General features: G+C 42.9%; 21 protein-coding genes. 13 read left to right on the top strand and 8 right to left on the bottom strand.

All coding sequences use genetic code 11. From position 1 onward, the window contains the following. Positions 1–76 precede the first annotated feature (76 nt). Positions 77–2,917 (top strand): discoidin domain-containing protein, encoded by a 2,841-nt coding sequence (locus tag NH462_RS01210; protein WP_253103349.1) that lies wholly within the window; start codon positions 77–79, stop codon positions 2,915–2,917. Between the two features lie 99 nt (positions 2,918–3,016). Here NH462_RS01210 and pheA read toward each other — a convergent pair whose 3' ends face one another. Continuing rightward, positions 3,017–4,171, bottom strand: a complete 1,155-nt coding sequence (gene pheA / locus NH462_RS01205) for a prephenate dehydratase (RefSeq protein ID WP_017216145.1) — start codon at positions 4,169–4,171, stop codon at positions 3,017–3,019. A 371-nt stretch (positions 4,172–4,542) separates the two neighbouring features. Here pheA and NH462_RS01200 point away from each other — a divergent pair, with 371 nt between their 5' ends. Beyond that, the gene (locus NH462_RS01200) at positions 4,543–7,506 is read left to right on the top strand and encodes an EAL domain-containing protein (protein WP_253103347.1); all 2,964 of its coding nucleotides are present in this window, start codon (positions 4,543–4,545) and stop codon (positions 7,504–7,506) included. A 40-nt stretch (positions 7,507–7,546) separates the two neighbouring features. On the opposite strand, the gene NH462_RS01195 is transcribed toward NH462_RS01200, so the two are convergent. Next, the gene (locus tag NH462_RS01195; RefSeq protein ID WP_010371093.1) at positions 7,547–7,876 is read right to left on the bottom strand and encodes a translation initiation factor; all 330 of its coding nucleotides are present in this window, start codon (positions 7,874–7,876) and stop codon (positions 7,547–7,549) included. 143 nt (positions 7,877–8,019) lie between these two features. On the opposite strand from NH462_RS01195, the gene NH462_RS01190 reads away from it, so the two are divergent. From NH462_RS01190 to NH462_RS01175, 4 genes are all read left to right on the top strand, one after another. After that, the gene (locus NH462_RS01190; protein WP_010371095.1) at positions 8,020–8,325 is read left to right on the top strand and encodes an STAS domain-containing protein; all 306 of its coding nucleotides are present in this window, start codon (positions 8,020–8,022) and stop codon (positions 8,323–8,325) included. 21 nt (positions 8,326–8,346) lie between these two features. Then, on the top strand, positions 8,347–10,005 hold the full coding sequence (locus NH462_RS01185; protein ID WP_010371098.1) for a fused response regulator/phosphatase: 1,659 nt from the start codon (positions 8,347–8,349) through the stop codon (positions 10,003–10,005). A 127-nt stretch (positions 10,006–10,132) separates the two neighbouring features. After that, a complete protein-coding gene (locus tag NH462_RS01180; protein ID WP_253103346.1) occupies positions 10,133–10,798 on the top strand; it encodes a GAF domain-containing protein in 666 nt (221 codons plus the stop codon). A gap of 179 nt (positions 10,799–10,977) precedes the next feature. Beyond that, positions 10,978–12,168 (top strand): amino acid aminotransferase, encoded by a 1,191-nt coding sequence (locus NH462_RS01175; RefSeq protein WP_010371103.1) that lies wholly within the window; start codon positions 10,978–10,980, stop codon positions 12,166–12,168. 94 nt (positions 12,169–12,262) lie between these two features. On the opposite strand, the gene NH462_RS01170 is transcribed toward NH462_RS01175, so the two are convergent. Continuing rightward, positions 12,263–12,577, bottom strand: coding sequence for a YebG family protein (locus NH462_RS01170; RefSeq protein WP_039497042.1), 315 nt, complete (start codon positions 12,575–12,577; stop codon positions 12,263–12,265). Between the two features lie 469 nt (positions 12,578–13,046). Between NH462_RS01170 and NH462_RS01165 the strand changes: the two genes are divergently transcribed. Further along, positions 13,047–13,355, top strand: coding sequence for a helix-hairpin-helix domain-containing protein (locus NH462_RS01165; protein ID WP_045964414.1), 309 nt, complete (start codon positions 13,047–13,049; stop codon positions 13,353–13,355). A 51-nt stretch (positions 13,356–13,406) separates the two neighbouring features. On the opposite strand, the gene NH462_RS01160 is transcribed toward NH462_RS01165, so the two are convergent. The 3 genes from NH462_RS01160 to NH462_RS01150 form a co-directional block, all read right to left on the bottom strand. Then, positions 13,407–13,712 carry a hypothetical protein gene (locus NH462_RS01160; RefSeq protein WP_017216140.1) on the bottom strand — a complete coding sequence of 102 codons (306 nt, stop codon included), beginning with the start codon at positions 13,710–13,712 and terminating at the stop codon, positions 13,407–13,409. Between the two features lie 12 nt (positions 13,713–13,724). Beyond that, complete coding sequence (dsbB, locus tag NH462_RS01155) at positions 13,725–14,234, bottom strand: disulfide bond formation protein DsbB (RefSeq protein ID WP_017216139.1); 510 nt, start codon at positions 14,232–14,234, stop codon at positions 13,725–13,727. A gap of 194 nt (positions 14,235–14,428) precedes the next feature. Next, complete coding sequence (locus NH462_RS01150) at positions 14,429–15,928, bottom strand: amidohydrolase family protein (protein ID WP_253103343.1); 1,500 nt, start codon at positions 15,926–15,928, stop codon at positions 14,429–14,431. 145 nt (positions 15,929–16,073) lie between these two features. Between NH462_RS01150 and NH462_RS01145 the strand changes: the two genes are divergently transcribed. The 3 genes from NH462_RS01145 to NH462_RS01135 all read left to right on the top strand — a co-directional run bounded on the left by NH462_RS01145 (position 16,074) and on the right by NH462_RS01135 (position 20,043). Continuing rightward, on the top strand, positions 16,074–17,831 hold the full coding sequence (locus NH462_RS01145) for a winged helix-turn-helix domain-containing protein (RefSeq protein WP_253103341.1): 1,758 nt from the start codon (positions 16,074–16,076) through the stop codon (positions 17,829–17,831). Positions 17,832–18,403: 572 nt separating this feature from the next. Further along, positions 18,404–19,117, top strand: a complete 714-nt coding sequence (gene fadR / locus NH462_RS01140; protein WP_010371123.1) for a fatty acid metabolism transcriptional regulator FadR — start codon at positions 18,404–18,406, stop codon at positions 19,115–19,117. A gap of 320 nt (positions 19,118–19,437) precedes the next feature. Next, complete coding sequence (locus tag NH462_RS01135) at positions 19,438–20,043, top strand: peroxiredoxin C (RefSeq protein WP_010371125.1); 606 nt, start codon at positions 19,438–19,440, stop codon at positions 20,041–20,043. Between the two features lie 422 nt (positions 20,044–20,465). Here NH462_RS01135 and NH462_RS01130 read toward each other — a convergent pair whose 3' ends face one another. Beyond that, positions 20,466–20,708 (bottom strand): hypothetical protein, encoded by a 243-nt coding sequence (locus NH462_RS01130; protein ID WP_017216129.1) that lies wholly within the window; start codon positions 20,706–20,708, stop codon positions 20,466–20,468. Positions 20,709–20,944: 236 nt separating this feature from the next. Then, positions 20,945–21,496, bottom strand: a complete 552-nt coding sequence (smrB, locus tag NH462_RS01125) for an endonuclease SmrB (protein ID WP_010371129.1) — start codon at positions 21,494–21,496, stop codon at positions 20,945–20,947. Between the two features lie 96 nt (positions 21,497–21,592). On the opposite strand from smrB, the gene prmB reads away from it, so the two are divergent. The 3 genes from prmB (at position 21,593) to NH462_RS01110 (ending at position 24,171) form a co-directional block, all read left to right on the top strand. Continuing rightward, entirely contained in the window at positions 21,593–22,528 is a 936-nt protein-coding gene (gene prmB, locus NH462_RS01120) for a 50S ribosomal protein L3 N(5)-glutamine methyltransferase (RefSeq protein ID WP_026000853.1), read from the top strand. A gap of 47 nt (positions 22,529–22,575) precedes the next feature. After that, positions 22,576–23,673 (top strand): chorismate synthase, encoded by a 1,098-nt coding sequence (gene aroC / locus NH462_RS01115; RefSeq protein WP_010371135.1) that lies wholly within the window; start codon positions 22,576–22,578, stop codon positions 23,671–23,673. Positions 23,674–23,739: 66 nt separating this feature from the next. Next, the gene (locus NH462_RS01110) at positions 23,740–24,171 is read left to right on the top strand and encodes a hypothetical protein (RefSeq protein ID WP_253103339.1); all 432 of its coding nucleotides are present in this window, start codon (positions 23,740–23,742) and stop codon (positions 24,169–24,171) included. Positions 24,172–24,173 lie beyond the last annotated feature (2 nt).

The raw sequence follows: 24,173 nt of genomic DNA, 5'->3' as shown, positions 1-24,173 counted from the left end.
CGGCTTATCACCTGCTTGTGGTGCGTTTATATCAGCCTGGTCACACGAGTTGGTTGATATGTAAGAAGGGATAAATATGAAAACGTTAAATAAAATAAGAAATGCGATCCCGCTCATTGCCGTTAGCAGTATATTGGCTGCATGTGGCGGCGGGAGCGATGACCCAAAAGTTGAAGAAGTGCCAGTAACTCCCGCTGTGACGACGGCAGAAGTATCAGGTTCAGTGATAAAAGGCGCGTTGAGCCAAGCCCGCATTTCGGTGACTGCGCTCAATGGCTCTAGCATGATGATGGATGAGAACTCGGCAACCAGTCAAACGGGGGAGTTGTTTATTGAACTGACGGGTAAAGCCGGGTTTGGCATTAATTCCACCATTAAAGTGACCGCCACAACGAGCGAAGGCTCGCAGATGCGCTGTGACGCCAGTCGCTGTGGTTCTGTAGGAATTGGGGAACTAGTAAGTGGCGAGTATATTGCTGGTGTTACTTTGGCTACCTTAAGTCATGTCGCCGTGCCGTTTGGTTCAAATGCCGATGGCAGTGCTGATGCTACCTTACAAATCAACGCCTTGACTACACTAGCAACCATGCTGGTAGAGCAGCAAATTGCTGAGGGGCGTAATGTCTCTACTCCCGAATTAATGGCATTGGCAAAAGTGGAGATGTCTGCGTTATTGCTTCGGGCCCTTGGCTGGCAAACCGGGAACATCAATGTTTTTGAGTTACCTGTGGTTAGCGCTGATCAATTAACGAATTTTGAATTAGGGGAAACTTGCACAACCTCTGACTCTGGTGAGCAAAGTTGCGAGATGACATATGTTTCCGAAAGTGTGCAAAAGCTTTCTCTATTCAATGCCGCGTTTGCACAGTTTGACGAGCAAGGTTCTTTGCAAGGCGTCTTAAGCGACTCAGCTAGCAATCTTAGCGCCGCACTTGGCGGTGATGAAGTTGCACTTGAAGCGCTTCGATTGCCAATTTACAACGCGCTTCAAGCTCACCCATTAACTGCGCAGCTAGATCTTAGTGCCGATAGTATTATGGACTTAGCGTTACCATTATTTGATGAACCGGTATCCACGGGACCGATGCAGCAAGTCGTGACATCAGGTGCCACTATCACAGCAAGAAATGCTATTGGTGATGCTGAGAGTGCAGACAAAGCATTTGATGGCGATCCACAAACTAAATGGCTTGACCACAATGACTGGCAGGGGCCACCTACTGAGGAAGCGCCGTCTTGGATCCAGGTGGATTTTCCCACTCAACAAGCAATTAGCGGTGTTTACATTACCAGTGCTAATGATGCCCCAGAGCGAGACCCTGAAAACTTCTCCTTATTAGCTTCTAACGATGAGGGAGCGAGTTGGGTTAATTTGGGTAATGTGGTTGGGGCGTCGTTTGAAGCGCGCTTTGAACGTCAAGGCTTTGTATTTGGTAATGCGCAAAAATATACAAGTTACCGAATAGCAGTGACAAAGAACAAAAATAACGATGGCTTACTGCAAATTGGAGAAATTCAATTTGTTGGTCCGGTTTATCCGAGCGTTGACCATACAGATACTGAGACGTTTGTGGTCACGGCAAGCAACAGTATCGGTGAGGCGGAAAACCAAGATAAGGCATTTGATAACGACCCAACCACTAAGTGGTTAGATCATAATGATTGGCAAGGCCCGCCCACCGTTGAAGCGCCTTCTTGGATCCAAGTAGACTTTAATGATGCGGTGGCGGTTAATCAGCTTGCGATAACGAGTGCCAATGATGCACCAGAGCGAGATCCTGAGAACTTTGCTTTGTTTGGCTCTAACGATAATGGTGTTACATGGCAGCGGTTGAGTAATTGGGTTGGTGAGTCTTTTGAAGCGCGAGGGGAGCGTCAAAGCTTTGCGATAGCAAATCAATTGCCATATCGAAGCTATCGTCTTGAGATAACCAAGAACAAAAATAACGATGGCTTGATGCAGCTTGCTGAGATTGAATTAATCGGCCCAGAAATCTCTGGATTAGATCATGCACAAGTACAAGGTGCGAGTTACTCGGCGCGTTTTAGTATCAGTGATTCAGAGGGCGCAGCGCAAGCATTTGATAAAAATGTTGAGACTAAATGGCTCGATCACAACGACTGGCAGGGGCCTCCCACTGTTGAAAATCCGGCTTGGGTTCAAGTTAGCTTGCCGCAAGCGCAAGCGGTAAATACTTTGTACATAACTAGCGCCAATGATGCGCCGGAGCGTGACCCTGAAAACTTCCAACTTTTAGCATCTCACGATGGGGAAGTGTGGCAAGTATTAAATACTTGGGTAGGGGAATCGTTTGAATCGCGTTTTGAACGTCGTGCCTTCGCGTTTGCTAATGGCTTGGCTTACTCACATTATCGCTTGTCTATCAGTAAAAATGCGAACAATGATGGATTAGTGCAAATAGCCGAAATTGAACTCGCTGGACCTCAGTATGCACTTGAAGATTTGTCTGACTTGGCTGGAACAAGCTTCACCGCGCGTAATCGTATTGGAGATGCGGAAAGTGAACAAAAGGCGTTTGATAATGATATCGAGACAAAATGGCTAGATCACAATGAGTGGCAAGGCCCGCCAACAGAGGAATCACCATCTTGGATCCAAGCCGATTTTACTGCGCCACAGATTGTGAGTGGTTTGGCTATTACCAGTGCCAATGATGCACCAGAACGCGATCCCGAAAACTTCCAGTTGCTAGGTTCTAATGATGGCGGTGAGACGTGGACAGAAGTCGCGGTTTGGGTGGGGGAAAGCTGGGATGAGCGCTTACAACGAAGAGCGTTTACTTTCTCCAATGCTTTTGCCTATAGCAGTTATCGTCTAAATATTAGCAAAAATGCGAATAACGATGGCCTAGTACAGATCTCAGAAATAGAGCTCCTTGGCCTTAGCAGCGAATAGCCTGAATATCCAAAGGTTAAACAAATCTCAACCAAAAAAGCCAGAATGCAATTTGCGCTCTGGCTTTTTATTCGTCTCTATGAGAGTGACTTAGTATGATTACAACACATCTACGGCTTGCAAAGACTCGCTTTGGTAGCAGCCCAGTAAGCGTACAAATTGGGTATGATCTTTTAATTCTTCAAGTGCTACTTGGACTTGTGAGTCTGCAATATTGGCAAGCAAATCTACGTAAAAGACTTCTTCCCAAGGGTTACCAGGTACTGGGCGTGACTCTAGCTTAACCATATTGATATTGTGCTGTTTAAATACCATCAGCGCGTCAGCAAGTGAGCCTACTTGCTGTTTGGTGGCCATAATTAAGCTGGTTTTTGTTGGGATTTGAGTAGACACTTGAAGTGCTTTTCTTGCTACTACAATAAAGCGGCTATGGTTTTCGGTCTGATTCGCAAGACCAGATTTCACCACTTCTAGACCCATATTCTTTCCAGCTTGTGCCGAGCCAATCGCGGCACTGTTTGGGTGCTCTGCTGCTTGTTTTAATGCACTAGAGGTCGAGTCGCAAGTTTCATGCTGAATATCCCCCAGACCTTGAATAAAACGGCTGCACTGGGCAAAAGGTTGAGGGTGCGCATAAATTTTGTCGATGGCTTGTAATTCTGTATCTGGTAATGCTAGGAGGCAATGTTCTACGGTATGGGTTACTTCGCCTACAATAGATACTTGTGCATGTTGCAATAAATCGAATACTTCGTTGATACTGCCTGAACTGGTATTTTCAATAGGTAAAATACCAAAGTCCGCTTGGCCTTTCTCTACCTGCTCGGTGATTTGCTCAAAGCTTTGGCAACCCATTTCCACAAGCTTACCGGGACGACGGCTGAAGTATTTATGACAAGCAAGCTGGCTATAAGAACCTTGTCCACCCAAGTAGGCAACGCGGTGTGTATCACCTACGGCATCGGGGTTTAAGTTCTTTTGCAGCATGGCTTGCTGGTTTAATACAGAGTCTTCTAAGATAGTTTGGAAAACGCTGTTTATATAAAAGGCATCAAGACCCAGAGATTTACCATAGCGGATCAGTTTCTCCAGCAGTGCCTGCTCACGTGCTTCATCACGGATAGGTTTGTTGTTGGCAATCTTATATTCCAGCACACCATGACTAATGCGACGTCGCTTTGCCAGTAAAATCAGTAATTCCGAATCTATCTCATTGATGTCATGCCTAAGGGCATCTAATGTATTTTGTGTCATAGGTCCTCACTCCCATTTAGCCAAAAAAAAAGCCTCCCGAAGTTGGGAGGCTTAGCTATTCTTTTTCACTCGCGAACAGTCAAGCCTCTTCACCTAAAGAAGCTAAAAAAGAAATATGTGTTGCTGTTGCGTATGATGAAATTCATTTATTCAAACCTTACTTTGAAACTGAATACATTATTAGCATAGAACTAAACGAGAAAACAAGTACTACTTTGGACGTATGGGCAAAAACCTAAGTTATTTGGTAGATAAGTGTCCAATCTCAGTGAGTTAAGTACGTTAATCAAACGTAACTTATTGGCGAGTCGAAAAATATTCTGGTATATTCAGGCAACACCACCACTGTAAATAAAAGAATAGGTTAACTTGTGGGCAATCGTCGTCCCCCATCAAGATATGGTGCAAGCTCTTTAAGTGTAAAGCTGTCGATGTTGATTTCGGCCGTGTGTTTGATCGCGGGCGTTTTTGCTGCGGCATTGATGCTAAAATCTGAAGAAAAGCAGTTGATCTATGAAGAGTATGATGAGCTTAAGCGTTTTAGTGCGCAGGTGAACAATCAGTTCTCAAATTACCTCGACCTTAAAGCTAACTTGGCCGAACAAGCCAATTCAGTGGTTTCCAAACACTTACTTTATGGTGTTCAAGATTTATCTGGCGCGCAAGCGAGCGTCGACAAGCGTGGCGAAAACTTAGCGAGTACAGCCAAAAATGGCCTTTCTGCAGCTATGTATACTGGCGATTTAAAATTACAGTCAGTACAAAAGTTATTTTCTGAATCTGAATTGCTCTGGAACATTCTCGCACCCCCACTGTTGCAGGATTTCTTTAACTTTTACCTTTCTACAAAAGACGGATTTGTCCGTGTCGCGCCTCCTAATGCCCTATTAGCGAAAGACCCAAGGCTGGTAAATAATCAGCTTCATAACTTGCCTGTTTTACATGCTGAACAGAACCCAACGAGGGAAGCGGTATGGTCGGGCGTGTATTTTGATAGGGTTTGGAACAAGTGGGTTGTCAGTATTTTGGTGCCTTTATACTTACATGACCAATATCTTGGGTTAACGGGTAGCGATATAGAGTTGACCACCTTACTCGAAAAACTACCTAAATCTGACCATCAGCAAGGTTTCATCGTTTTTGATAAACAGGGTCGATTATTGGCAGCTCCCGGCCTGTTTAAAACCACCGCTGCGACTGGACAGCTATTGGACCACAACAAGCTACCTGAAGACTTGAGTAAAATAGTACAAACAGCACTTATTACTAAGCTGCCAAATATCCAAGATGAATTTAGATATAAAGACAACTGGCATATTATGCACGTGACCCATATTGCCAATTTAGATTGGTACATTGGGATCTACAAGAAGCGGGCGTCGGCTATCTCGGCCATTGAAGAGCTTAAAGTTAAGTTCTTTGGTTTGTTTATTCTGTATGCCATTTTTGTCGCAATATTACTGCATCAGGTTTTATATCAATTAGTACTCAAACGCATCAATGCGCTTGTTAAAGCAGTGAAGGGATTTGGTCGAGGGCAGTGGGATACGCCAACCTTGCCGCATACCGATGACGAAATAGGTCAATTGAACGCCTCATTTAATGACATGAGTGTTGAGATAAAACAGCTTGTAAATGGTCTAAATCAACGTATTACAGAAAAAGAAATCGCTGAAAAGGCGGCAAACCGTTTGTCAAAAGCTGTGGCTTTCTCTGGTACTGGCGTTGTATTGACCAATGAGCATTTTCAAATTGAGTACGTCAATCCAAAAATGCAGGAAATGACGGGCTATGATGAACAGCATTTTATTGGCTCTCCGCTTTTGAGTATTATTTCAAAAGACATGGCAATTCTAATTGATGATATTGATATTGACTTGCGCAGCCGCAATCATTGGCGCGGGGATACTATGTTGGCTGGTAACAGAGAGGCACCTATTTGGGTCAGTTTGAGTGTGTCGCCGATCCGCGAAGAGGGCGGCGCGATTTCAAGTTATGTTGCCTCAGCCCAAGATATTTCGTTTGTAAAAGAAAGCCAGCGTAAAATGGAAGAATTGGCTTACTTTGATACCTTAACTGGCCTTGCCAACCGAACTTTTTTCAGGATGCAGCTACGTAAATCTATGGCGCTTGCCGAGCGTGGTCATTACGCCTTTGCTCTATTTTACTTTGACTTAGATGAGTTTAAACGCATCAATGATACTTTGGGACATGACGCGGGTGACCGCTTATTGCTTGAAGTCGCGACGAGATTGAAAAAGCGGCTCCGTGCAGAAGATACCATTGCCAGATTGGGTGGGGATGAGTTTGCGGTGTTACTGAGCGGCATCAATGAGCGAGAAAATGCCATGGAAGTTGCCAATATCATTCAAAAGACACTGGCAGAACCAATAAAACTGGGGAATAACGAGGTGATCGTCAGTGCAAGTATTGGCATTACGATGGCTCCGTTTGACAGTAAAGAAGAAGAGCAGCTGCTTAAACATGCAGATTTGGCAATGTATCAGGCCAAAGCAAAAGGGCGGAACACTTACCATTTCTATAGCCAAGATTTAGATGAAGCTGCTAACGAGCGCCTGTATATAGAAAACGAGCTGCGTATAGCAATTAAAGCGCAACAATTTACCTTGCATTATCAGCCACAAGTGAACAGTGAAAGTGGTGAGGTTGTAGGCTATGAAGCACTTATTCGCTGGTTCCACCCAAGCGAAGGAACCATTCCGCCAAGTAAGTTTATTCCAATTGCTGAAGCGACAGGCCTAATCGTAGAGCTTGGTGCATGGGTGTTAGAAGAAGCATGTCATTTTTCTCGTCGTTTAAAAGCCGCGGGCAAGATTGCCAACGTATCCATCAACCTTTCTGCGAGACAGTTTAAAGACGCACAATTGATCAGTACGCTGTCAGATATTATTGACAGAACTGAGATGGAGCCGACTCTACTACACCTTGAACTTACCGAGAGTATGCTGATGGGAGACGTGGAAGCGGCAATCATACAACTTAGAGATATCAAAGCGCTTGGCGTTTCACTGTCTATTGACGATTTTGGTACAGGCTATTCGTCTTTAAGTTATATTAAGCGTTTCCCAGTTGATATACTTAAAATTGACCGCTCCTTTGTAAAGGATATCCCTGAAGATCCAAACGATATGGAAATCACCGCTGCTATCATTGCGATGGCGCAAAAATTAAATTTGCAGGTTATTGCTGAAGGGGTGGAAACTGAGGCTCAGATGACGTTCTTGGCGAAAAATAACTGCTATATTGTACAAGGTTATTACTACAGCCCGCCGTTAAGTGAAGCCGAGATTTTGCGGTTTGCCCCAGCGGTATAGCGGCTCAGCCCCAACGCTTGGGGCTGAAAATAATAAGCGCTTAACCGCCTGCGATTTTCACTTTGAAGCCTTGGCCTTCTAATAATTGCTTAAGCTTTTCTCTGTCATCGCCTTGAATTTCGATAACGCCTTCTTTAACTGCGCCACCTTGACCCATTTTTGATTTAAGCGTTTTTGCCAATTTCTTTAGATCATGCTGTCCATTATCGATGCCAACGACAAGCATAACGCCTTTGCCTTTTCGCCCTTTAGTTTGTCTTTCAATACGAACGGCGCCGTCTTTAAAAACTTTCCCTTGAACTTCTTGCTTTGGCTCTTTGGTGTCAATACGGCCTACATCTGTGGAGTACACAAGTCTTGATTCTGACATTGATTCTGGTCCTCTTAAGGGTTCTTTGCAGAGATCATAGCAAAAAGCAGATTAGATGTTTTTTATTTTTTGCTAAATGATTTTTAAGCGTTATATTTAAATTGGTGAGGGGAAACAAATCAAAATAATTTAGGAGCTTAATGATGAGCTTGAGTAAAAACGCTTCTGCTGACGGTAAGACACTAACCATTCAAATTAGAGGTAAGTTCGACTTTAATTTGGTGCAATCGTTTCGTCAGGCGTATGCGGAGGTGAATGATCAAACCGAAAAGGTTGTTGTTGACCTGCGTGAAACCGATTATATGGACAGCTCCGCTTTGGGTATGCTGTTAAATATGAAAAAAACACTAGGAAGCTCAGTTTCTAGCATTCAAATTAGTAACTGCCGTCCACAACTTAAGAAAATCCTCCAGATCTCTCGTTTTGATAAGAAGTTTGATATTGACTGATCGCCGATAGATTAGCCCCTCATGAATATCTTGGTAGTCGACGATCAGGTATTAAACTGTAAGCTGCTCAAGGCAATGCTTGAGCAACAATTTTATACCGTTTTTTGTGCCCATAATGGTCGTGATGCATTAAAAATTCTCGAAAGTCAGGACATCGACATCGTGCTGCTAGACGTTGTCATGCCCGTAATGGATGGCTTTGAGACTGCCCCTAAAATAAAGCAATATGCGGGCGACGTATACCTCCCCATCATCTTTATCACTGCACTTGAAGATCAAAGTAGCTTTGAAAAATGTCTTGCTGTAGGAGGTGATGACTTTATTCATAAGCCGTTTGATAAAGTCATTTTATCAGCCAAAATCAAAGCGCATGCGAGGACTCGTAGGCTCAGCCAACAAAGCAACGAACAACGCCGACAACTAGAATATCACTATAACCAGATAGAGCGAGAGCACGAGATTGTTGAGCACATCTTTAGTAATGCGCTTGCACAACAATCTGAATATCCTGAGATTTGTGAATACCACTTGTCCCCCGCGTCAATGTTTAATGGCGATATGTTTTTAATGGCCAAGAGCCCAATGGGTGGCTTTTATTGTTTACTGGGTGATTTTACTGGCCATGGTTTAGCGGCTGCAGTCGGCGCGCTTCCCGCATCGCGCATTTTCTACACTATGGTGCAAAAGGGAATGGCGGTTAGTGATATAGCCGTTGAGCTCAATACCGCCCTTAATGAGTTATTACCCGGCCATATGTTTTGCGCAGCAGCGATCATCGAATTGAGCAGCTCAGGGAAAAGTGTTTCTGCCTGGCTTGGTGGTCTGCCAGATTTATACCTGATTGACCAAAATGGCAGCCTTATTAAAACCATAGAGAGCCAACATATGGCACTCGGCATTTTAGAAGTCGATGAGTTTGAACGTAATCTGCTGCATTTTGAAGTCAGCCCCGACCAACGCCTCGTAATGGCGACAGACGGTATCATCGAATCTGAATCTGAGCGGGGGGAAATGTATGGCGAACGACGGTTAAAGCGCTTGCTGGCGAGTCGGCAGCATATTTCCACGGATCAAATTATCTCTGAAGTTCGCGAGTTTTCTGGCAATACGGAGCAACAAGATGACTTGAGTATCGCAATTATTAATTGCGTTGCCAGCGAGTCAATTGTTTCTGCGCCTAACCATTATTCAAGCTTGCCGTTTAATATTTCGTTATCTTTAGATGCCAAACAGATGAAAACTACCGATCCGGTACTTGAGCTGGTGGACTTGCTTAGTGAGGTTGACGGTATTTCGGCGCATCGCTCTAACATCTTCTTACTACTCTCCGAAGCCTACAATAACTCTTTAGATCACGGTGTGTTGGGGCTAGATTCTGAGATTAAAAATAAAGAAGATGGCTTTTTTGAGTTCTACAGTTTGCGAGAGAGTGTTTTGAAGGAGCTAAAAGAAGCGCTCATTATTATTTCAGTGCGCTACAGCCCTGAAGAGCTAAAGCTATACTTCAACATTTGTGATTCAGGTAATGGTTTTGAATCAAGCGAGCGTAACAAAGCACAGCAAGAGCATAGCCATGGCCGAGGTGTTAGCTTACTTAACGAAATTGCTCAAAGCGTTAGCTACAACAGTGCTGGAAATGAAATAGAAATGATTTATTCACTCACCTCTAAATCGGTCTAAATTCCACTCAAGCGTATTTCACCTCTGCTTTAGTTTACTATCTACTCCTATTACTCTATGTACCTGTTTTTTAGTATTGGCAAGGTATAAAGAGCGTGGTAAAGTTGTATTAACTTTAGATGTTTAGATGGCTAAAATGTCAGATTATATTTCATTGAGTGGATTATCTATCTCCCGCGAATTGCTTTTGCTGCAATTAGAAAAACTAGATGCTTATATTGAGCAAAACTCAAGCCCTGCTGTATGGTCATATCAGATCCCTGAACTTGGGGAAGGGGGCGCTTGCAGCTTGTTTGGATACCTTCAGGAAGCACCTTTTTTATTGAGTGACTATGTTGAAAAGAACACGGCTAATGCACGTTCGCTTACCAAGCTGCAAACGATAGTGTCAGCGGTAGTTGAATTTACAGCTGTTGATTGGTTTGGCATATACCAAGCAAGAGCGACAAATGAAGGGAAACAACTTCTCAAATTAGCGTATTCTGGCGCGCCGAGTAGACCACTATTCCCTATAACGGATGCTTTTGCCGCTACGTCAAATAATATTCAAACGGTATTGAGTGCTAAAGCTCGAGTGATTAATGACATCCCTCAATATGTCGCCAGTGGAGGAGAGTACTACACTTGCGATCCAAAGGTGAAAGCAGAAACCTGTCTGCCATTATTCGATGATGCTCAAAATTGTATTGGAATTATTGATGCAGAAGCGTTTTCTGAGTCATTTTTCAACGAAGAAATTTTAGCATTGCTTGCAGCGGCATGTACGAGAATCCCTGAATATTTACCCAAATAATTATCGGAATGTCCGGCTGTAAACTTGACGCCTTTGTGGTGCTGCCAAGTTTACAAAAATGAATAAAATTCTAGATAAATATGGTAACTGAGATGCAAGTCTCTATGTTACCATCAAGTCTACTGGAATCGGGCGTCAGCCGCTCGAGTTTGCATTAATTAAAATAAAAGAGATAAGCCATGTTCTCAGAGCTAAAACCACTTCCAACAGATCCTATTTTAGGCCTGATGGCCGCTTATAAACAGGACACTAACCCAAACAAAATTGACCTTGGTGTAGGTGTTTATAAGGACGAGCAGGGAAACACGCCGGTACTTAGAGCGGTTAAAAAAGCGGAAGCGTTTCGTTTAGAAAACGAAACGACAAAATCTTATATTGGTTTGGCTGGTAACTTAGACTTCTGTCAAAAGATGGAAACACTGTTACTTGGAGAGCATAGTACATTATTGGCAAACCGTGTACGTACGGCGCAAGCACCAGGTGGTACTGGCGCATTACGTGTTGCTGCCGAATTTATTAAACGTTGCAACACCAATGCTACTGTTTGGGTTACGACGCCAACTTGGGCAAACCACATTAGCCTATTTGAAGCAGCTGGTCTAACAGTTAAAGAGTACCCTTACTACGACTACGAAAACAAAGGGTTGTTGTTTGATGAGATGATCAATGCGCTGAAGCAAGTACCTAAAGGTGATGTGGTACTACTTCATGCATGTTGTCATAACCCAAGTGGTATGGACTTAAATCAAGCGCAATGGAAAGTAGTTGCTGAACTCGCAAAAGAGCAAGGCTTTACACCATTAATTGATATTGCATACCAAGGTTTTGGTACCAGCCTTGAGGAAGATGCACAAGGCCTTAGAACGGTTGCGGATACAGTTGATGAAATGATCATCTGTTCATCTTGCTCTAAAAACTTTGGTTTATACCGCGAGCGTATCGGTGCGTGTTCAATCATTGCAAAAGACAGTGCCACTGCTGATGTTTCAAACTCAGTATTACTTAGCGTTGTTCGTAGTATCTATTCAATGCCACCAGCACACGGTGCTGATATTGTAAATACCATTCTAAGCAGTACTGAACTTACGCAAATGTGGTACGACGAACTTGACGAAATGCGCGGTCGTATCAATGGTCTACGTACGTTGATCAAAGAGAGCCTAGCTGCAAAAGGTGTTGAGCAAGACTTCTCGTTCATCGACCGTCAGCACGGTATGTTCTCTTTCTTAGGTATTAATAAAGAGCAAATTGACAGACTACGCACTGAATATGCTATCTATATGGTAGGCTCTAGCCGCGTTAACGTAGCTGGCGTAAGCAAAGACAATATTGACTACTTTGCTGACGCAGTGGCAAGCGTGATTAAATAATACCACGCTACACAGCACAAAATAAAAAACCGCAGAACATGCGGTTTTTTATTTTCAGCCTAAACCACCCACTGAAGTAAGTGGTTATTATCATTTAGGCTTGCTTAATTTTGGTTACTTTATCTGGATCTGACGCTTTTTCGTTTTCAGATTTGTTTTTGGCATTGGCCTTTGGTGCTACTTTGCCACCTTTTAACACAGACACAAAGTCATCTTTTTGTTTCGCAATTTCAAGCGCTAGGGATTCAACTTGTTGTTCACTCAGCGGCACGTCAACTTTCGTTAGCATGTCTTCCAATGCTTCAGCTACATCTAGCATCTTATCATAAGCATCAGCTTCTTTTTTAGACGTGAAAGTCATACGCTCGACTCCATTTCTTTCAACAACATATTTGATGATAACGGCCATGGTTATTCCCCTAGTCACTGTTTTTTTATACAGTAAATCGAATTCAGTGATTAAGCAAGTTATTTTGAAAATTTTTCAAGTGGCATTGAGTGAAAGGAAATTTATTAAAGCCATTAAAAACAAAGTCTTAGTCTTTATTTTGGTTTTTGAAAGAATGAATGTTTTTTGACAAAGTCAATATTCCAATCTTTATTTAACCTGAGGTTTGGATAAGGAATGAGCTAGCTCATTGTTTTTAAAATCATTAAATTATTTCCTTATCTAGCCAGAGAATTTTGGGGATAACTAGGCGAATTTACGCACCAATAGCTGGCTATTGGAAGTGAATTCAACGCGGTTAGCGCTAAAACTGGCTGCTAGAAAGGCATTAATTATCCGAAGCTCAGGTTATTTTATAAGCTTGCTGCAATCACCCATCGAGAGGAATGCAAAAAGCTCTGGATACTTTTTACGCACAAGGAGTGTATATATGTTCAATAAACCCACCATACTTTCTATTTTATTGGCGCTAGGTTTAAGCTGTTCAAGCGTGCTCGCAAAACCTGCGGAGCAAGTAAAGCCAGCCTCTCAAACGCAGCAGCAAAGTGCTGTACTCGATATTAATTCTGCCGACGCTTCGGCGCTTTCAAGTTTACCTGGGATTGGTATTCGTAAAGCTGAAGCCATCGTAGAGTACCGTAAGAAAATGGGGCGCTTTAAAACAACAACGGAGTTGCTGGAAGTAAAAGGAATTGGGAAAGGAATATTGGCAAAACTGGAGGGGAAAATTAGAGTCTAGTCGTAGTTATTGTGTGCGAGCTTAGCTGCTCGCACACAGGTAAATTGAAGATTAGGGCTTATTCGAGGCGTTAAACTCAGCGATTGCCTGAGCTAGCTTGGGTTTGCCAAACTGTATTTCCAGTGGTGTGGTCAGTAGCGGATAAATTAGTCCTGCTACCAATAAGACAGGTAATAACAGCCAACCTTCAAATACGACCAATGAGGCAAAAAACGGTGTGAGCAGTAGCAACTTGGCTATTCTTAACACGACCTTTGTTTTTGCATCAAGGTGGCTAAGTGCAAGACGTAAGATCATCTGCTTGTCACGTAATTTAAACGCTCTCAGTTGCTCAATTTGGCTTAACCTAAAATGCATGAATGTGATATCTCAACTTCTTTTGGTAACATGGAAAAATAAGAAAAGAATAAATGCAACACTATAAAATGCAAAGATAATTTCCATCCATCCAGGCATAGATAATCCTGCAAAAGACCAATCTATGTTGCCGCAGTCACCTGTTGCAGCAAAGAAACTTGGTAGCCATTCATGCAGCGGCATAAACGCAGGAAAGTTTGGTACAAAGTCACAGGTAAAAGCAAATGGATCTGTTGTAGTTTGCATACTGATATGTTCACGGGCGATAAAATAACCCCAAATACTGCCTACCCCCCACGAAACAAATGCGAGGCTACGCAGTGCGAAAGAGCGAGGAGAAATCATACCGATTAAACCAGCTGCTAATAACCCCAACATAGCAAAACGCTGATAGATGCACATAATGCAGGGCTCTAAACCCATACCGTATTGGAAATACAGTGCAACGGCTTCAAAAATAGCAGCGGATAGTGCTAGCAATCCCCAAGATTGCCTAGAGAGATGAAAAGATGAAATCTTCATTATAGAGAAACCCTTTTTGTTTTATTATGCTTTATCTGGCCGCGTTAGAGCAACTTTACTTCGCAGTGTGCGCTATCTTTGCGACGATTTTTCGACTCTTGTTACCAGCAGAAGTTCGAAAATATCAGAATAGATCACTTGATTAAGTCAATTGAGGTGAGACCGACATTATCAGCATTTCTATTCTGACGTATTTACTCACTTTTCTCGAGGGCATCGATATGAAAAGTAGCACGCTCAATGGCTGAGCCGTGTAAGATAACATATTCAATATCGTTATAAGCCGCGACTGACTGCAAAGGGTTACTATTTAAAAGTAATAGATTAGCCACTTTCCCCACAGCGATGCTGCCGTACTGGTAGTCTATCGCAAATGCTTTGGCATTATTGATGGTTGCAGCAGATAACAAGCTAACGAGGTCTACTCCGGCTTGATCCATCATCGTTAATTCTTGATAAGTCGATAAGCCAGGTTGCGATACATAAGTTGGTGCGGGTGGCGTATCTGAGCCAAGCAGCAAGGTTGCGCCATTTTTATATAGATAATTTAGTGCTCGTTGCCCTTGAGAGAAAACTTGCTCAAGTTTAGCCACCTTTTGTTGATTACTTATTTCACCCCAGCCTTGACCCATTTCTCGAGAAAACCAGCGACCAGGTTCACTTTGATACCAAGCAATTTGAGACGGAGGTAATACGGTACGATATTCAGACGAGAAGGTGAAAGTGTTGTCAGTCACTTTCGCCAGAGCATTCATCACATTTAATGTGGCTTGATATGCGATGTCTTTTTCGATGATGGTATCCAGCACAGCTTTTACATTGGTTGGTAGTTCGCTTTCGCTAGGGGCTGTATTTGGCGCTAACCAGTTCCAAAGTCCATGCGCCATAACGTTGATATTGGCATCTACAGCAAGTTGTTGCATATCAACGGCATTCGCATGTGCCATTACGGGTAACTTAAGTGAGTTTGCGGACTCGACTAACTGTTTGGCAGTTTCTTGGTTAATAAGCGGTATAGCACTGTTTTCTCCAAAGCCATCTTCAAAGTACAGTTTGGCACAAGTTGCACCGTCAGATTTCATTCGCGTTAAGGGCTGAGCTCCTTGGTGAGCGTGTGCTTGAGATGGTGTTAGCTCATGAGCAGGATCGCTGTGTTGTGCAGCAAAGTAGGGTTTATGTTGGTGTAGCTTTGAGTAACTAAGGCCTTCAGCATTATACCCTTGGTAAACTGGCATTGCGCCACAAAAGTAGGCGTCGGGTGCGGGGCCATTTGCTGTAAATTCGGTCATGCCGGTTGCAGTGTTTGACGGGTCAATAACTTGCGTGACGCCATAGTAAAGATAATTGGCGCCTTGCCGTTTTAAAAATGCTGTTTGCATCTGGCGAGCTCTAGGGGAGGTGTTAAGCAATCCCGGCATTGTTTTTAGGTGGACATGGCTATCGGTTAACCCTGGTATGAGGTATTGACCATGAGCATCAATGACCTGTGCTGCATCCGGTTTTTGACTTGAGTCAGAGACTTGTATAATTTTGCCATCTTGGATGGTGAGCCAATGATTGGAAATGATATTGACTTGGTGCTTATCAATAGGATTTAAAATGGTAGCATTGTCGATACGAAGGTCCACTGCTGCAAATAATGCATGAGAAGACAGGGCGCAACAGGCCGCAAATATTAATGTTTGTTTTTTCATAATGAAAACCAGTTAGTGTCGTATTAGATGTCTTCGAGCATAACTGGCGAGGTACTTTGTGTTTTAATTTTCATATAAATTAACTCTGAAATTTTTCTTAATTTAATTAAAACTATAATAATCAATAATGTAAGGTGTTCTGGGGTTGAAAAATTTGCTTTTGGGAAATTGGCTTGTTGTGCCTAAATTGAACCAGATTGTGGAGTATCCGACTGGCCGTGAATATACCGTCACCCCAAAAGTGATGAAATTACTGTTGGTGCTGGTCGATGCTAAAGCTGAGCCTCTGAGTATTGATACCCTCGTCGAGTTAGTTTGGCACCCGAAGGTGGTGTCTGACAATTCGGTCTATCAAGCTGTTGCGCAGTTAAGAAAGATTTTAAACACAGATCCGCAATACGAAGAATATATCGAAAGAATATCAGCTCAAGGCTACCGCATTCATCCAAACATTGCACTTAGAGAGCATAAAGTGGCTGTGATGCCAGTGAGCAAAAAGCGAATTTGGCTGCTTGGTGTCACCATTCCGTTGCTCGCTCTAATCGCCTTTTTTGCTTTTTATATTCAAACTGATCAAAAGCACAAGACACAAAACAACCCTTATTTTGATGAGATCACTCTTGCCACACACCTATCCCAAAGTACAGCGGTGGAAGAGTTAGCGCGAGCGAAAACGATTTATCAACAAGTGTTATCTAAACAAAGTGATAATATCGAGGCACTCAGTGGCTTATGCAATGCCTTTATGGGGCTAAGCGTATATGGCGCGGTGTCAGAGTATGAATCGCTTGCTTTATGTCGGCCATTGTTAGAAAAAGCACGGATCTTAGATGATACAAATATTGAAGTGATAACCTCTCTTGCACGCTTTGCGGTGATGGAGAATGAAATTGAGCAAGCACAGAATTATTTTAAGCGCGGATTTGAGCTCTCAACCAAGCATGCTCGCCTATGGCATTGGTACGGTCGATTTCTTCGGGACCAACACAAAATACCCGATGCAATTGCTGCGCATAAACAAGCGTATCAGTTAGCACCAAACGATGCGGTTATTATCCGAGGATTAGCCTATGCCTATTTGAATTTTAGAGAGTTAGTGCTCGCGCGAAAATATTTTGATCGTAGCGTTGCCATTGCCCCGCACACCAAAAACAATCCGCTCTATGCGCTAGACTTTTATCCGCTTAACCAGAATAGGGCAAGCGAATATTTGCTGTGGTACCAAAACAATCACATCAGTCATAGTAAATTGTACCCCGCGCAGCAATTGAGCCACATATTAGTGTTATTGAGTTTAGGGCGAGCAGAAGAAGCTGAGGAGAAATATCAGCAAGCCGCAAATTTAGGTTCAATTTCTACAGCATTTAGACTCTATGTTGAATCTGGGATCGCATGGCGACAAGGTGATATCGAAAAGGCCGAAGAACTCTTAAAGCAGCGATACGAGCTAGACTCAAAGGGTAATCATTATGTGATGCCTTATATACTTGCTTTACTTGCACGGCAGAAAGTACAATCCGCGCTAATACTTTTTGAACAGCATTTTGCTGATATCGCGGCGTTTACATTGCCAGAGGCAGGCAATGTAGGACAACACCTTACTTATGCCTTGATGCTGAAACGTACAGGTGAACAAAGCAAGCTCAAGCGAGTAACACAGTTGTTAGAACAATACCTTAACCAAGGAAATCAGCTAGATGCAGCGTTATCTCCTTACTGGTTTGCACTTAACAATGAAGCAGCAGAAACACAACAAGCACTGACGCAGCTGCTCAACACTGGCTGGTTACCCGACTACAATGATAGTTTTTTTGCCACGGATCTTTATCTCGCTTTGACATCAGACCACGAATTTAAACAAGCATGGCTGAATAAGCTTGAAAGCAGACAAAACGAGCTCTAAAACGTTAGGTTACTCAGGCATAAAGTTCGCTATGTGATTTAAAAGTAGGGAGCGAATTTTCTTGGTGATTCCTTGAATAGGGGTTCTGTGTTTCGGCAGACTTTGATATTGGCTTTTAAAAACAGGGTTCGATTTTGTTGCCTGTGAGTTTTGGTTTCCTTAAGCTGCTTTGTTGTTTGCAAGCAACGCTCGAAAGTAAATTGCAAAAGATGTCTAATAGCATTATTACATGCCGCTTTGTCTGTTTATTTCGCAGTCGTTTCGTGTGCACTTTAGGAGAAGTATTTGAGTTATACAAAATGAAAGCAGAGGCTGGATGGTCTGATGAAGAGCAATTTGTTTACATTAACAGCTCAGTGTTTAGCGAAGATGAGCCCGTTATGGCCAAGTCTATATTGCATTAAGTGAGTTCTAAGCCTCACACTACATCACAATCTCACCGGCATTAAACATGGCTATTTTCAGCTAGGGTGATTTGTAGCTTGTTAGTTGAGCTTCATCTGGTACAATCAGTGGATTAACAAGCACAACCTGCCAATCAAGGCATTGATGTAATAATAAAGTGGTGTGAGATGAGAATTTTCAAAGCCAAGAGCCCAGCTGGATTTGCTGAAGAATATATTGTTGAGTCAATTTGGAACGGCGAATTCCCTCCGGGATCAATTCTACCTGCTGAGCGTGAGCTTTCTGAACTCATTGGTGTAACAAGAACAACACTGCGCGAAGTATTACAAAGGCTAGCTCGTGATGGCTGGTTGACTATCCAACATGGTAAGCCAACCCGAGTAAATAACTTTTGGGAAACATCAGGGCTTAATATATTAGAAACCTTAGCGCGTCTTGATGAAGATAAGATGCCTGAGCTGACCGATCAGCTGCTGTCAGCGCGTACCAATATTAGTGCTATCTATACGCGTGCGGCGATAAAATTCAACCCGCAGCGTGTTATCGATATTTTGTCTAAGCATGAAGAGCTAGAAGACACCGCAGAAGCGTTTGCCGATTATGACTACCAAGTTCACCATGAGCTGGCAGGTGCAGGGCAAAACAAAATTTACGTGCTTATTTTAAATGGCTTCAGAGGGTTATACTCAAAAATTGGTTGCCATTACTTTTCTGATTCAAGAACGCGAGGACTGGCGAGACAGTTCTATGCAGATTTAACCAAACTGGCAGAAAATCAAGAACACGATGGTGCTATTTCATTGATGCGTAAGTATGGTCACCAATCGGGTGAAATTTGGCAGCAGATCCGCGGTGATATGCCAGAAAATATCATGGACTAATGTCCACTGAGTGATAGACATCTTAAAAAGGCTTCTTCATGAAGCCTTTTTTGATCTCCGAATGGCATCGTGAGCGGAGGTATTTGCGTCTCATCGAATTTATAGATTGGTGCTATCGGTAAATTCGATTGTTAATTATGGCACTTGCCAAATACACTAGGCGCAGTTTTTGGTGGTGAGAATGACAAAGAGACTTTGGTTATGAATTTAGCTAGGGTTGTTTTTTCATAAGCACGCCACAATATTATGAACAAGATATTTTGGTCTCGACACGAGATACCAAATAAGATTGGAAATAAACCTAACTATTGGAGATAAAAATGGGTGTATTAGTAGGCCGCAAGGCACCAGACTTTACAGCAGCAGCAGTACTAGGTAACGGTGAGATCGTAGATAGCTACAACCTGCACGAGCGTATTAAAGGTAAAAAAGCGGTTGTTTTCTTTTACCCACTAGACTTCACGTTTGTTTGTCCTTCAGAGCTAATCGCGTTCGACAAGCGTTACGAAGAGTTCCAAAAGCGTGGTGTTGAAGTGATCGGTGTTTCTATCGATTCTCAATTCTCACACAACGCATGGCGTAACACTCCAGTAAACGAAGGCGGTATCGGTCAAGTTAAATACGATCTAATCGCTGATGTTAAGCACGAAATCTGTCAAGCATATGACGTTGAGCACCCAGAAGCTGGTGTTGCTTTCCGTGGTTCTTTCCTAATCGATGCTGAAGGTAATGTACGTCACCAAGTAGTTAACGACCTACCACTAGGCCGTAACATCGACGAAATGCTTCGCATGGTTGATGCACTAGCATTCCACGAAGAGCACGGTGAAGTATGTCCAGCTGGTTGGACTGAAGGTAAAGCAGGTATGGATGCAAGCCCTGAAGGTGTTGCTAAGTTCCTATCTGAAAACGAAGGCGCACTATAATTTAGTGTCGACTTTGTGATATCTCGCTGATATCAAAAAAGAAACCCGCCAATTGGCGGGTTTTTTAATGGCTACTGATACCTCAATAGCTTTCTCAGGGTAATACCAAAAAATGTATTTAGCAAATAAGCTATTTGAAGCGGAGAAATAGCTTTAGTAGCTAGGCAAAAATTTTGCTATTTAGTTGTTCTAAATGAGAAATTTTTAACGACGCTAATATGCTATTTCATCCTACAAATTGATTAGAGAATTAATTCAATTGGTATGATACTTTGACTACTCGGCTACCTTGCCTACTTTAGCAAGTGCCATGCTAGTTAAAGTTGATAAACTGACCCAGTGATTTTATCAGTTGAATGCTTAAGTAAGCGGCAAATAAACTGATCACGGGAGTTGCGAGCAGACTCAGAAATTCGAGTTCATTAATCATTAGTCTCTTCCTTTTTTTCTTGCTCGCTGTTATCGGTTGTTTGAAACGCTTTCTCTAAAGACTGTTTGGTCTCAATTTTTATTTCTTCTAGATTCGCTTTGATTGACTCTGTGATAGCTTGCGTTACTTTGGTTTTTACTTCTTGAAGTAATGAAGCATCAATTTCTGCAGCTGTTGTTGTCATGCTTGCTGTAAACAATAAAGTTGTCATGGTGATTTTCGCTAAAGTAGTCATAATAAGTTTCCTTGTAATTTGTTAGTCGCAATAACTATTACAAAGGTTGTGCCAAAATGAATTTAATTTTTATGTTATTGATTTTTATGTGTTTTAATTTTTTCTTGGCACAGGAGAATTAATGGGGTGGTGAATTTGACCAGTGTAGGATGGGTGAAATGGCTAAGATTTAGTTAAATTTATTAAGGCTGGATTAAGCGAAGCAAGAAAGGATAAAAAACAATGTTCGGGCCGAATTAACGGCCAAAGTTAGGGTCATCAGGTAGGTCAACCAAGATTAATACTGCCCCTTTACCGCCATATTCTAAAGGTGCTTGGTGCATCGCCAGTATATCTGGATGCTGAACAAGATACTGCGGTACTTTATGTTTAAGCACACGCTCACCAATTCCATGCACCACGCACGCACAAGCAATATGCTGCTTCTTACAAGCATGAATTAATGCTGCTAGTTCTTGTTTTACTGTTTCTTTATTTAGCCCGTGTAAATCTAAGATGAGTTCGGGTGCGTAGTCACCACGCCTTAGCTGCTTTGCTAAATAGCGATCAGCTCCGGGCTTTACGAAATTGATGGTTCCCGACGTATCAATATCAGGAATGTACTCGTCAGAAAAGTAAAACTCAGATTGCTGTTGCTTAACTTGTTGCTTCAGCTCAATGCTCTGAATTTTTTTCTTTTGTTTGAGCTGCACCTGATCTTGTTTGAGGGGTTTTACACCATTCAAAGACTCACGAAACATCGCGAAATCGTCATTTAGGTCAGCATTAGTGTTAGATTCTCTGTTCATGGTGGCATTTTAAATAAAAAAAGCATAAAAACCTAGCTTAAAAACCGCTACAATAGCGCCATATAGTTTGATCTTTAGAGAGTCATCATGACGGAAATGTCGCAACCACTTATTACCGAAGAAATGGCCGTTGAAGCCTTTCAAGACTTACATACCATTCAGGACTGGGTGCGCTGGACAGCGAGCCAGTTTGTGAGTAACGAGGTGTTTTTTGGTCATGGTACGGATAATCCTTGGGACGAAGCGGTCAGTTTAGTGCTTCCGGTGTTGCATATGCCAATTGATGCCCCCAAAGAAATCATGCATGCGCGCATGACGCAAAGTGAAAAAGCGCATCTGATGGAGTTTATCAAAGCACGTATCGAGCAGCGTATTCCCGTCGCCTACTTAACCAATCAAGCTTGGTTTGCTGGTATGCCGTTTTATGTTGATGAGCGCGTATTAGTGCCACGCTCACCATTTGCAGAGTTAATCGCAAAACATTTTGCCCCGTGGGTAGCTGCACCGAATAAAGTAACGCGTATTTTAGATATGTGTACGGGCTCTGGTTGTATTGCGATTGCATTGGCCAAAGCATTTGAGCGCGCGCAAGTAGACGCAGTAGATATTTCTTTTGAAGCCTTAGAAGTGGCTGATCACAATATCAATCAGCATATGATGCAAGACAGAGTCTTTGCTATCCAGTCTGATGTATTTAGTGGTGTGCCGGGTCAAAAGTACGATTTAATCGTAGCAAACCCTCCTTATGTTGATGCAGAAGATATGTCAGATCTGCCAGAGGAGTTCCATCATGAGCCAGAGCTTGGCTTGGCGTCAGGAGAAGATGGCCTTGATGTGACCCGCACACTACTGGCAGAAGCGGCTGACCATCTAAATGATGATGGTTTGTTATTTGTCGAAGTTGGCAATTCTATGGTACATATGGAGCAGCAATTTCCTGAAGCGCCATTTACTTGGTTAGACTTTGAGCATGGTGGTTTAGGGGTCTTTGTCGTATCCAAACAACAACTATTGGAATACTTTAAAAACTGATAGGGAGCCAATGCTCTCTATCGTCTATTTAGGAATGAGGAAAAACGATGGCAGGCAATAGCATTGGCCAATTATTTAAGGTGTCGACCTTTGGTGAAAGCCATGGCGCCGCGCTTGGTGGCGTGGTAGATGGTGTACCACCAGGGCTTGAGATCACTGAAGCTGATTTACAAATCGATTTAGATAGACGTAAACCAGGTCAAAGCCGCTACACAACACAGCGCCGAGAAGGCGATGAGATAAAAATTCTCTCGGGTGTGTTTGAAGGCAAGACCACAGGCACGAGCATTGGATTGTTGATTGAAAATACCGATCAACGTTCAAAAGATTACTCAAACATCAAAGACTTGTTCCGTCCGGGTCATGGCGACTATACCTATTGGCACAAATACGGACATAGAGATTATCGCGGTGGTGGCAGGTCGTCGGCACGTGAAACTGCCATTCGCGTTGCAGCAGGTGCAATCGCAAAAAAATATCTCAAGCAAGTCCACGGCATCGAAATCAATGCCTGCCTTTCTCAATTAGGCCCGATTAAAGCCGAGCATTATGATTGGTCAGCGGTTGAAAACAATCCATTTTTCTTTCCCGATGAATCTAAGCTAGAAGCGCTAGATGAATATATGCGCACGCTGAAAAAAGAAGGTGATTCAGTCGGCGCGAAGGTAAAAGTCGTGGCGAAAAATGTGCCTGTTGGTTTAGGTGAGCCTGTGTTTGACCGTTTGGATGCTGAGATAGCGCACTCCTTGATGAGTATTAATGCCGTAAAAGGCGTAGAGATTGGTGATGGCTTTGATGTGGTTGAGCAAAAGGGCTCAGAGCATAGAGATGAGCTAACGCCACAGGGATTTACTTCTAACCATGCAGGCGGCGTTTTAGCGGGTATTTCTACAGGGCAAGATATTATCGCATCAATTGCGCTAAAACCGACATCAAGCATCTCGGTACCGGGGCAGAGTATTGATACCCACAACCAACCGCAAGAAGTTGTGACGAAGGGTCGCCATGACCCTTGTGTTGGTATTCGTGCCATTCCAATCGCAGAAGCCATGTTGGCCATTACGCTCATGGATCACTTATTACGTCACCGTGGTCAAAACCAAGACGTAAATTTGCCGCACAAGCCAATTCCTGGTCATATCTAGCCAGTAGCGAGTAAGCTAATTTTGGCACAGTGATTGCTTTTCTTGGACAAATCAAGGAGAGCAATCATGATCACTTACCAAACCCACTCCGCAATTCGTACCACTGAGTCTGTTTCCGAGCAGCAAAACCTTGCCCAAACTAAACGAGCTAATACCGCTGCGCAGGAGCAAGACTATGTCGCGGCTGCTAACATCGCAACCCAATCATCCCCTGTACTGGATAATAAAGCCGACGAGCCATATAAATATGAAGTGGTGGAGCGTAATCAGTCATTTCTAGAAAAAATGAGAGAAGCGGTAATGTTTAGCCGCTTAGGGGCAAATAAAGAGAAAATAGACGAATTAAAAGAGAAAATGGCAGAACTTGAAAAGCTCGCGGCTGAGGGAAAAATTTCACCTGAAGAATTAGAAGAGCGGATGGCTGCCTTACAAGAAGCGATGAGAGAAGCGGTAACTCAGGAAGAAAACAAAGCGAACAAGGACACGCTAATGAGTTAGTA

This window comes from Pseudoalteromonas sp. OANN1, from assembly GCF_024124685.1.
Taxonomy (GTDB): Bacteria; Pseudomonadota; Gammaproteobacteria; order Enterobacterales; family Alteromonadaceae; genus Pseudoalteromonas; species Pseudoalteromonas piscicida.
Note: the sequence above shows the minus strand (reverse complement) of the source record. Positions and strands in the feature narration are given on the sequence as shown.

Excerpts from the sequence above, each read along its gene's own strand:
- NH462_RS01135 (WP_010371125.1), top strand. The coding sequence starts at position 19,438 with ATGGGTGTATTAGTAGGCCGCAAGGCACCAGACTTTACAGCAGCAGCA.
- NH462_RS01165 (WP_045964414.1), top strand. The coding sequence starts at position 13,047 with ATGTTCAATAAACCCACCATACTTTCTATTTTATTGGCGCTAGGTTTA.
- NH462_RS01190 (WP_010371095.1), top strand. The coding sequence starts at position 8,020 with ATGAGCTTGAGTAAAAACGCTTCTGCTGACGGTAAGACACTAACCATT.
- NH462_RS01195 (WP_010371093.1), bottom strand. The coding sequence starts at position 7,876 with ATGTCAGAATCAAGACTTGTGTACTCCACAGATGTAGGCCGTATTGAC.
- NH462_RS01130 (WP_017216129.1), bottom strand. The coding sequence starts at position 20,708 with ATGACTACTTTAGCGAAAATCACCATGACAACTTTATTGTTTACAGCA.
- pheA (WP_017216145.1), bottom strand. The coding sequence starts at position 4,171 with ATGACACAAAATACATTAGATGCCCTTAGGCATGACATCAATGAGATA.
- NH462_RS01160 (WP_017216140.1), bottom strand. The coding sequence starts at position 13,712 with ATGCATTTTAGGTTAAGCCAAATTGAGCAACTGAGAGCGTTTAAATTA.
- dsbB (WP_017216139.1), bottom strand. The coding sequence starts at position 14,234 with ATGAAGATTTCATCTTTTCATCTCTCTAGGCAATCTTGGGGATTGCTA.
- fadR (WP_010371123.1), top strand. The coding sequence starts at position 18,404 with ATGAGAATTTTCAAAGCCAAGAGCCCAGCTGGATTTGCTGAAGAATAT.
- NH462_RS01110 (WP_253103339.1), top strand. The coding sequence starts at position 23,740 with ATGATCACTTACCAAACCCACTCCGCAATTCGTACCACTGAGTCTGTT.
- NH462_RS01180 (WP_253103346.1), top strand. The coding sequence starts at position 10,133 with ATGGCTAAAATGTCAGATTATATTTCATTGAGTGGATTATCTATCTCC.
- prmB (WP_026000853.1), top strand. The coding sequence starts at position 21,593 with ATGTCGCAACCACTTATTACCGAAGAAATGGCCGTTGAAGCCTTTCAA.
- NH462_RS01185 (WP_010371098.1), top strand. The coding sequence starts at position 8,347 with ATGAATATCTTGGTAGTCGACGATCAGGTATTAAACTGTAAGCTGCTC.
- NH462_RS01175 (WP_010371103.1), top strand. The coding sequence starts at position 10,978 with ATGTTCTCAGAGCTAAAACCACTTCCAACAGATCCTATTTTAGGCCTG.
- NH462_RS01210 (WP_253103349.1), top strand. The coding sequence starts at position 77 with ATGAAAACGTTAAATAAAATAAGAAATGCGATCCCGCTCATTGCCGTT.
- smrB (WP_010371129.1), bottom strand. The coding sequence starts at position 21,496 with ATGAACAGAGAATCTAACACTAATGCTGACCTAAATGACGATTTCGCG.
- aroC (WP_010371135.1), top strand. The coding sequence starts at position 22,576 with ATGGCAGGCAATAGCATTGGCCAATTATTTAAGGTGTCGACCTTTGGT.
- NH462_RS01170 (WP_039497042.1), bottom strand. The coding sequence starts at position 12,577 with ATGGCCGTTATCATCAAATATGTTGTTGAAAGAAATGGAGTCGAGCGT.
- NH462_RS01150 (WP_253103343.1), bottom strand. The coding sequence starts at position 15,928 with ATGAAAAAACAAACATTAATATTTGCGGCCTGTTGCGCCCTGTCTTCT.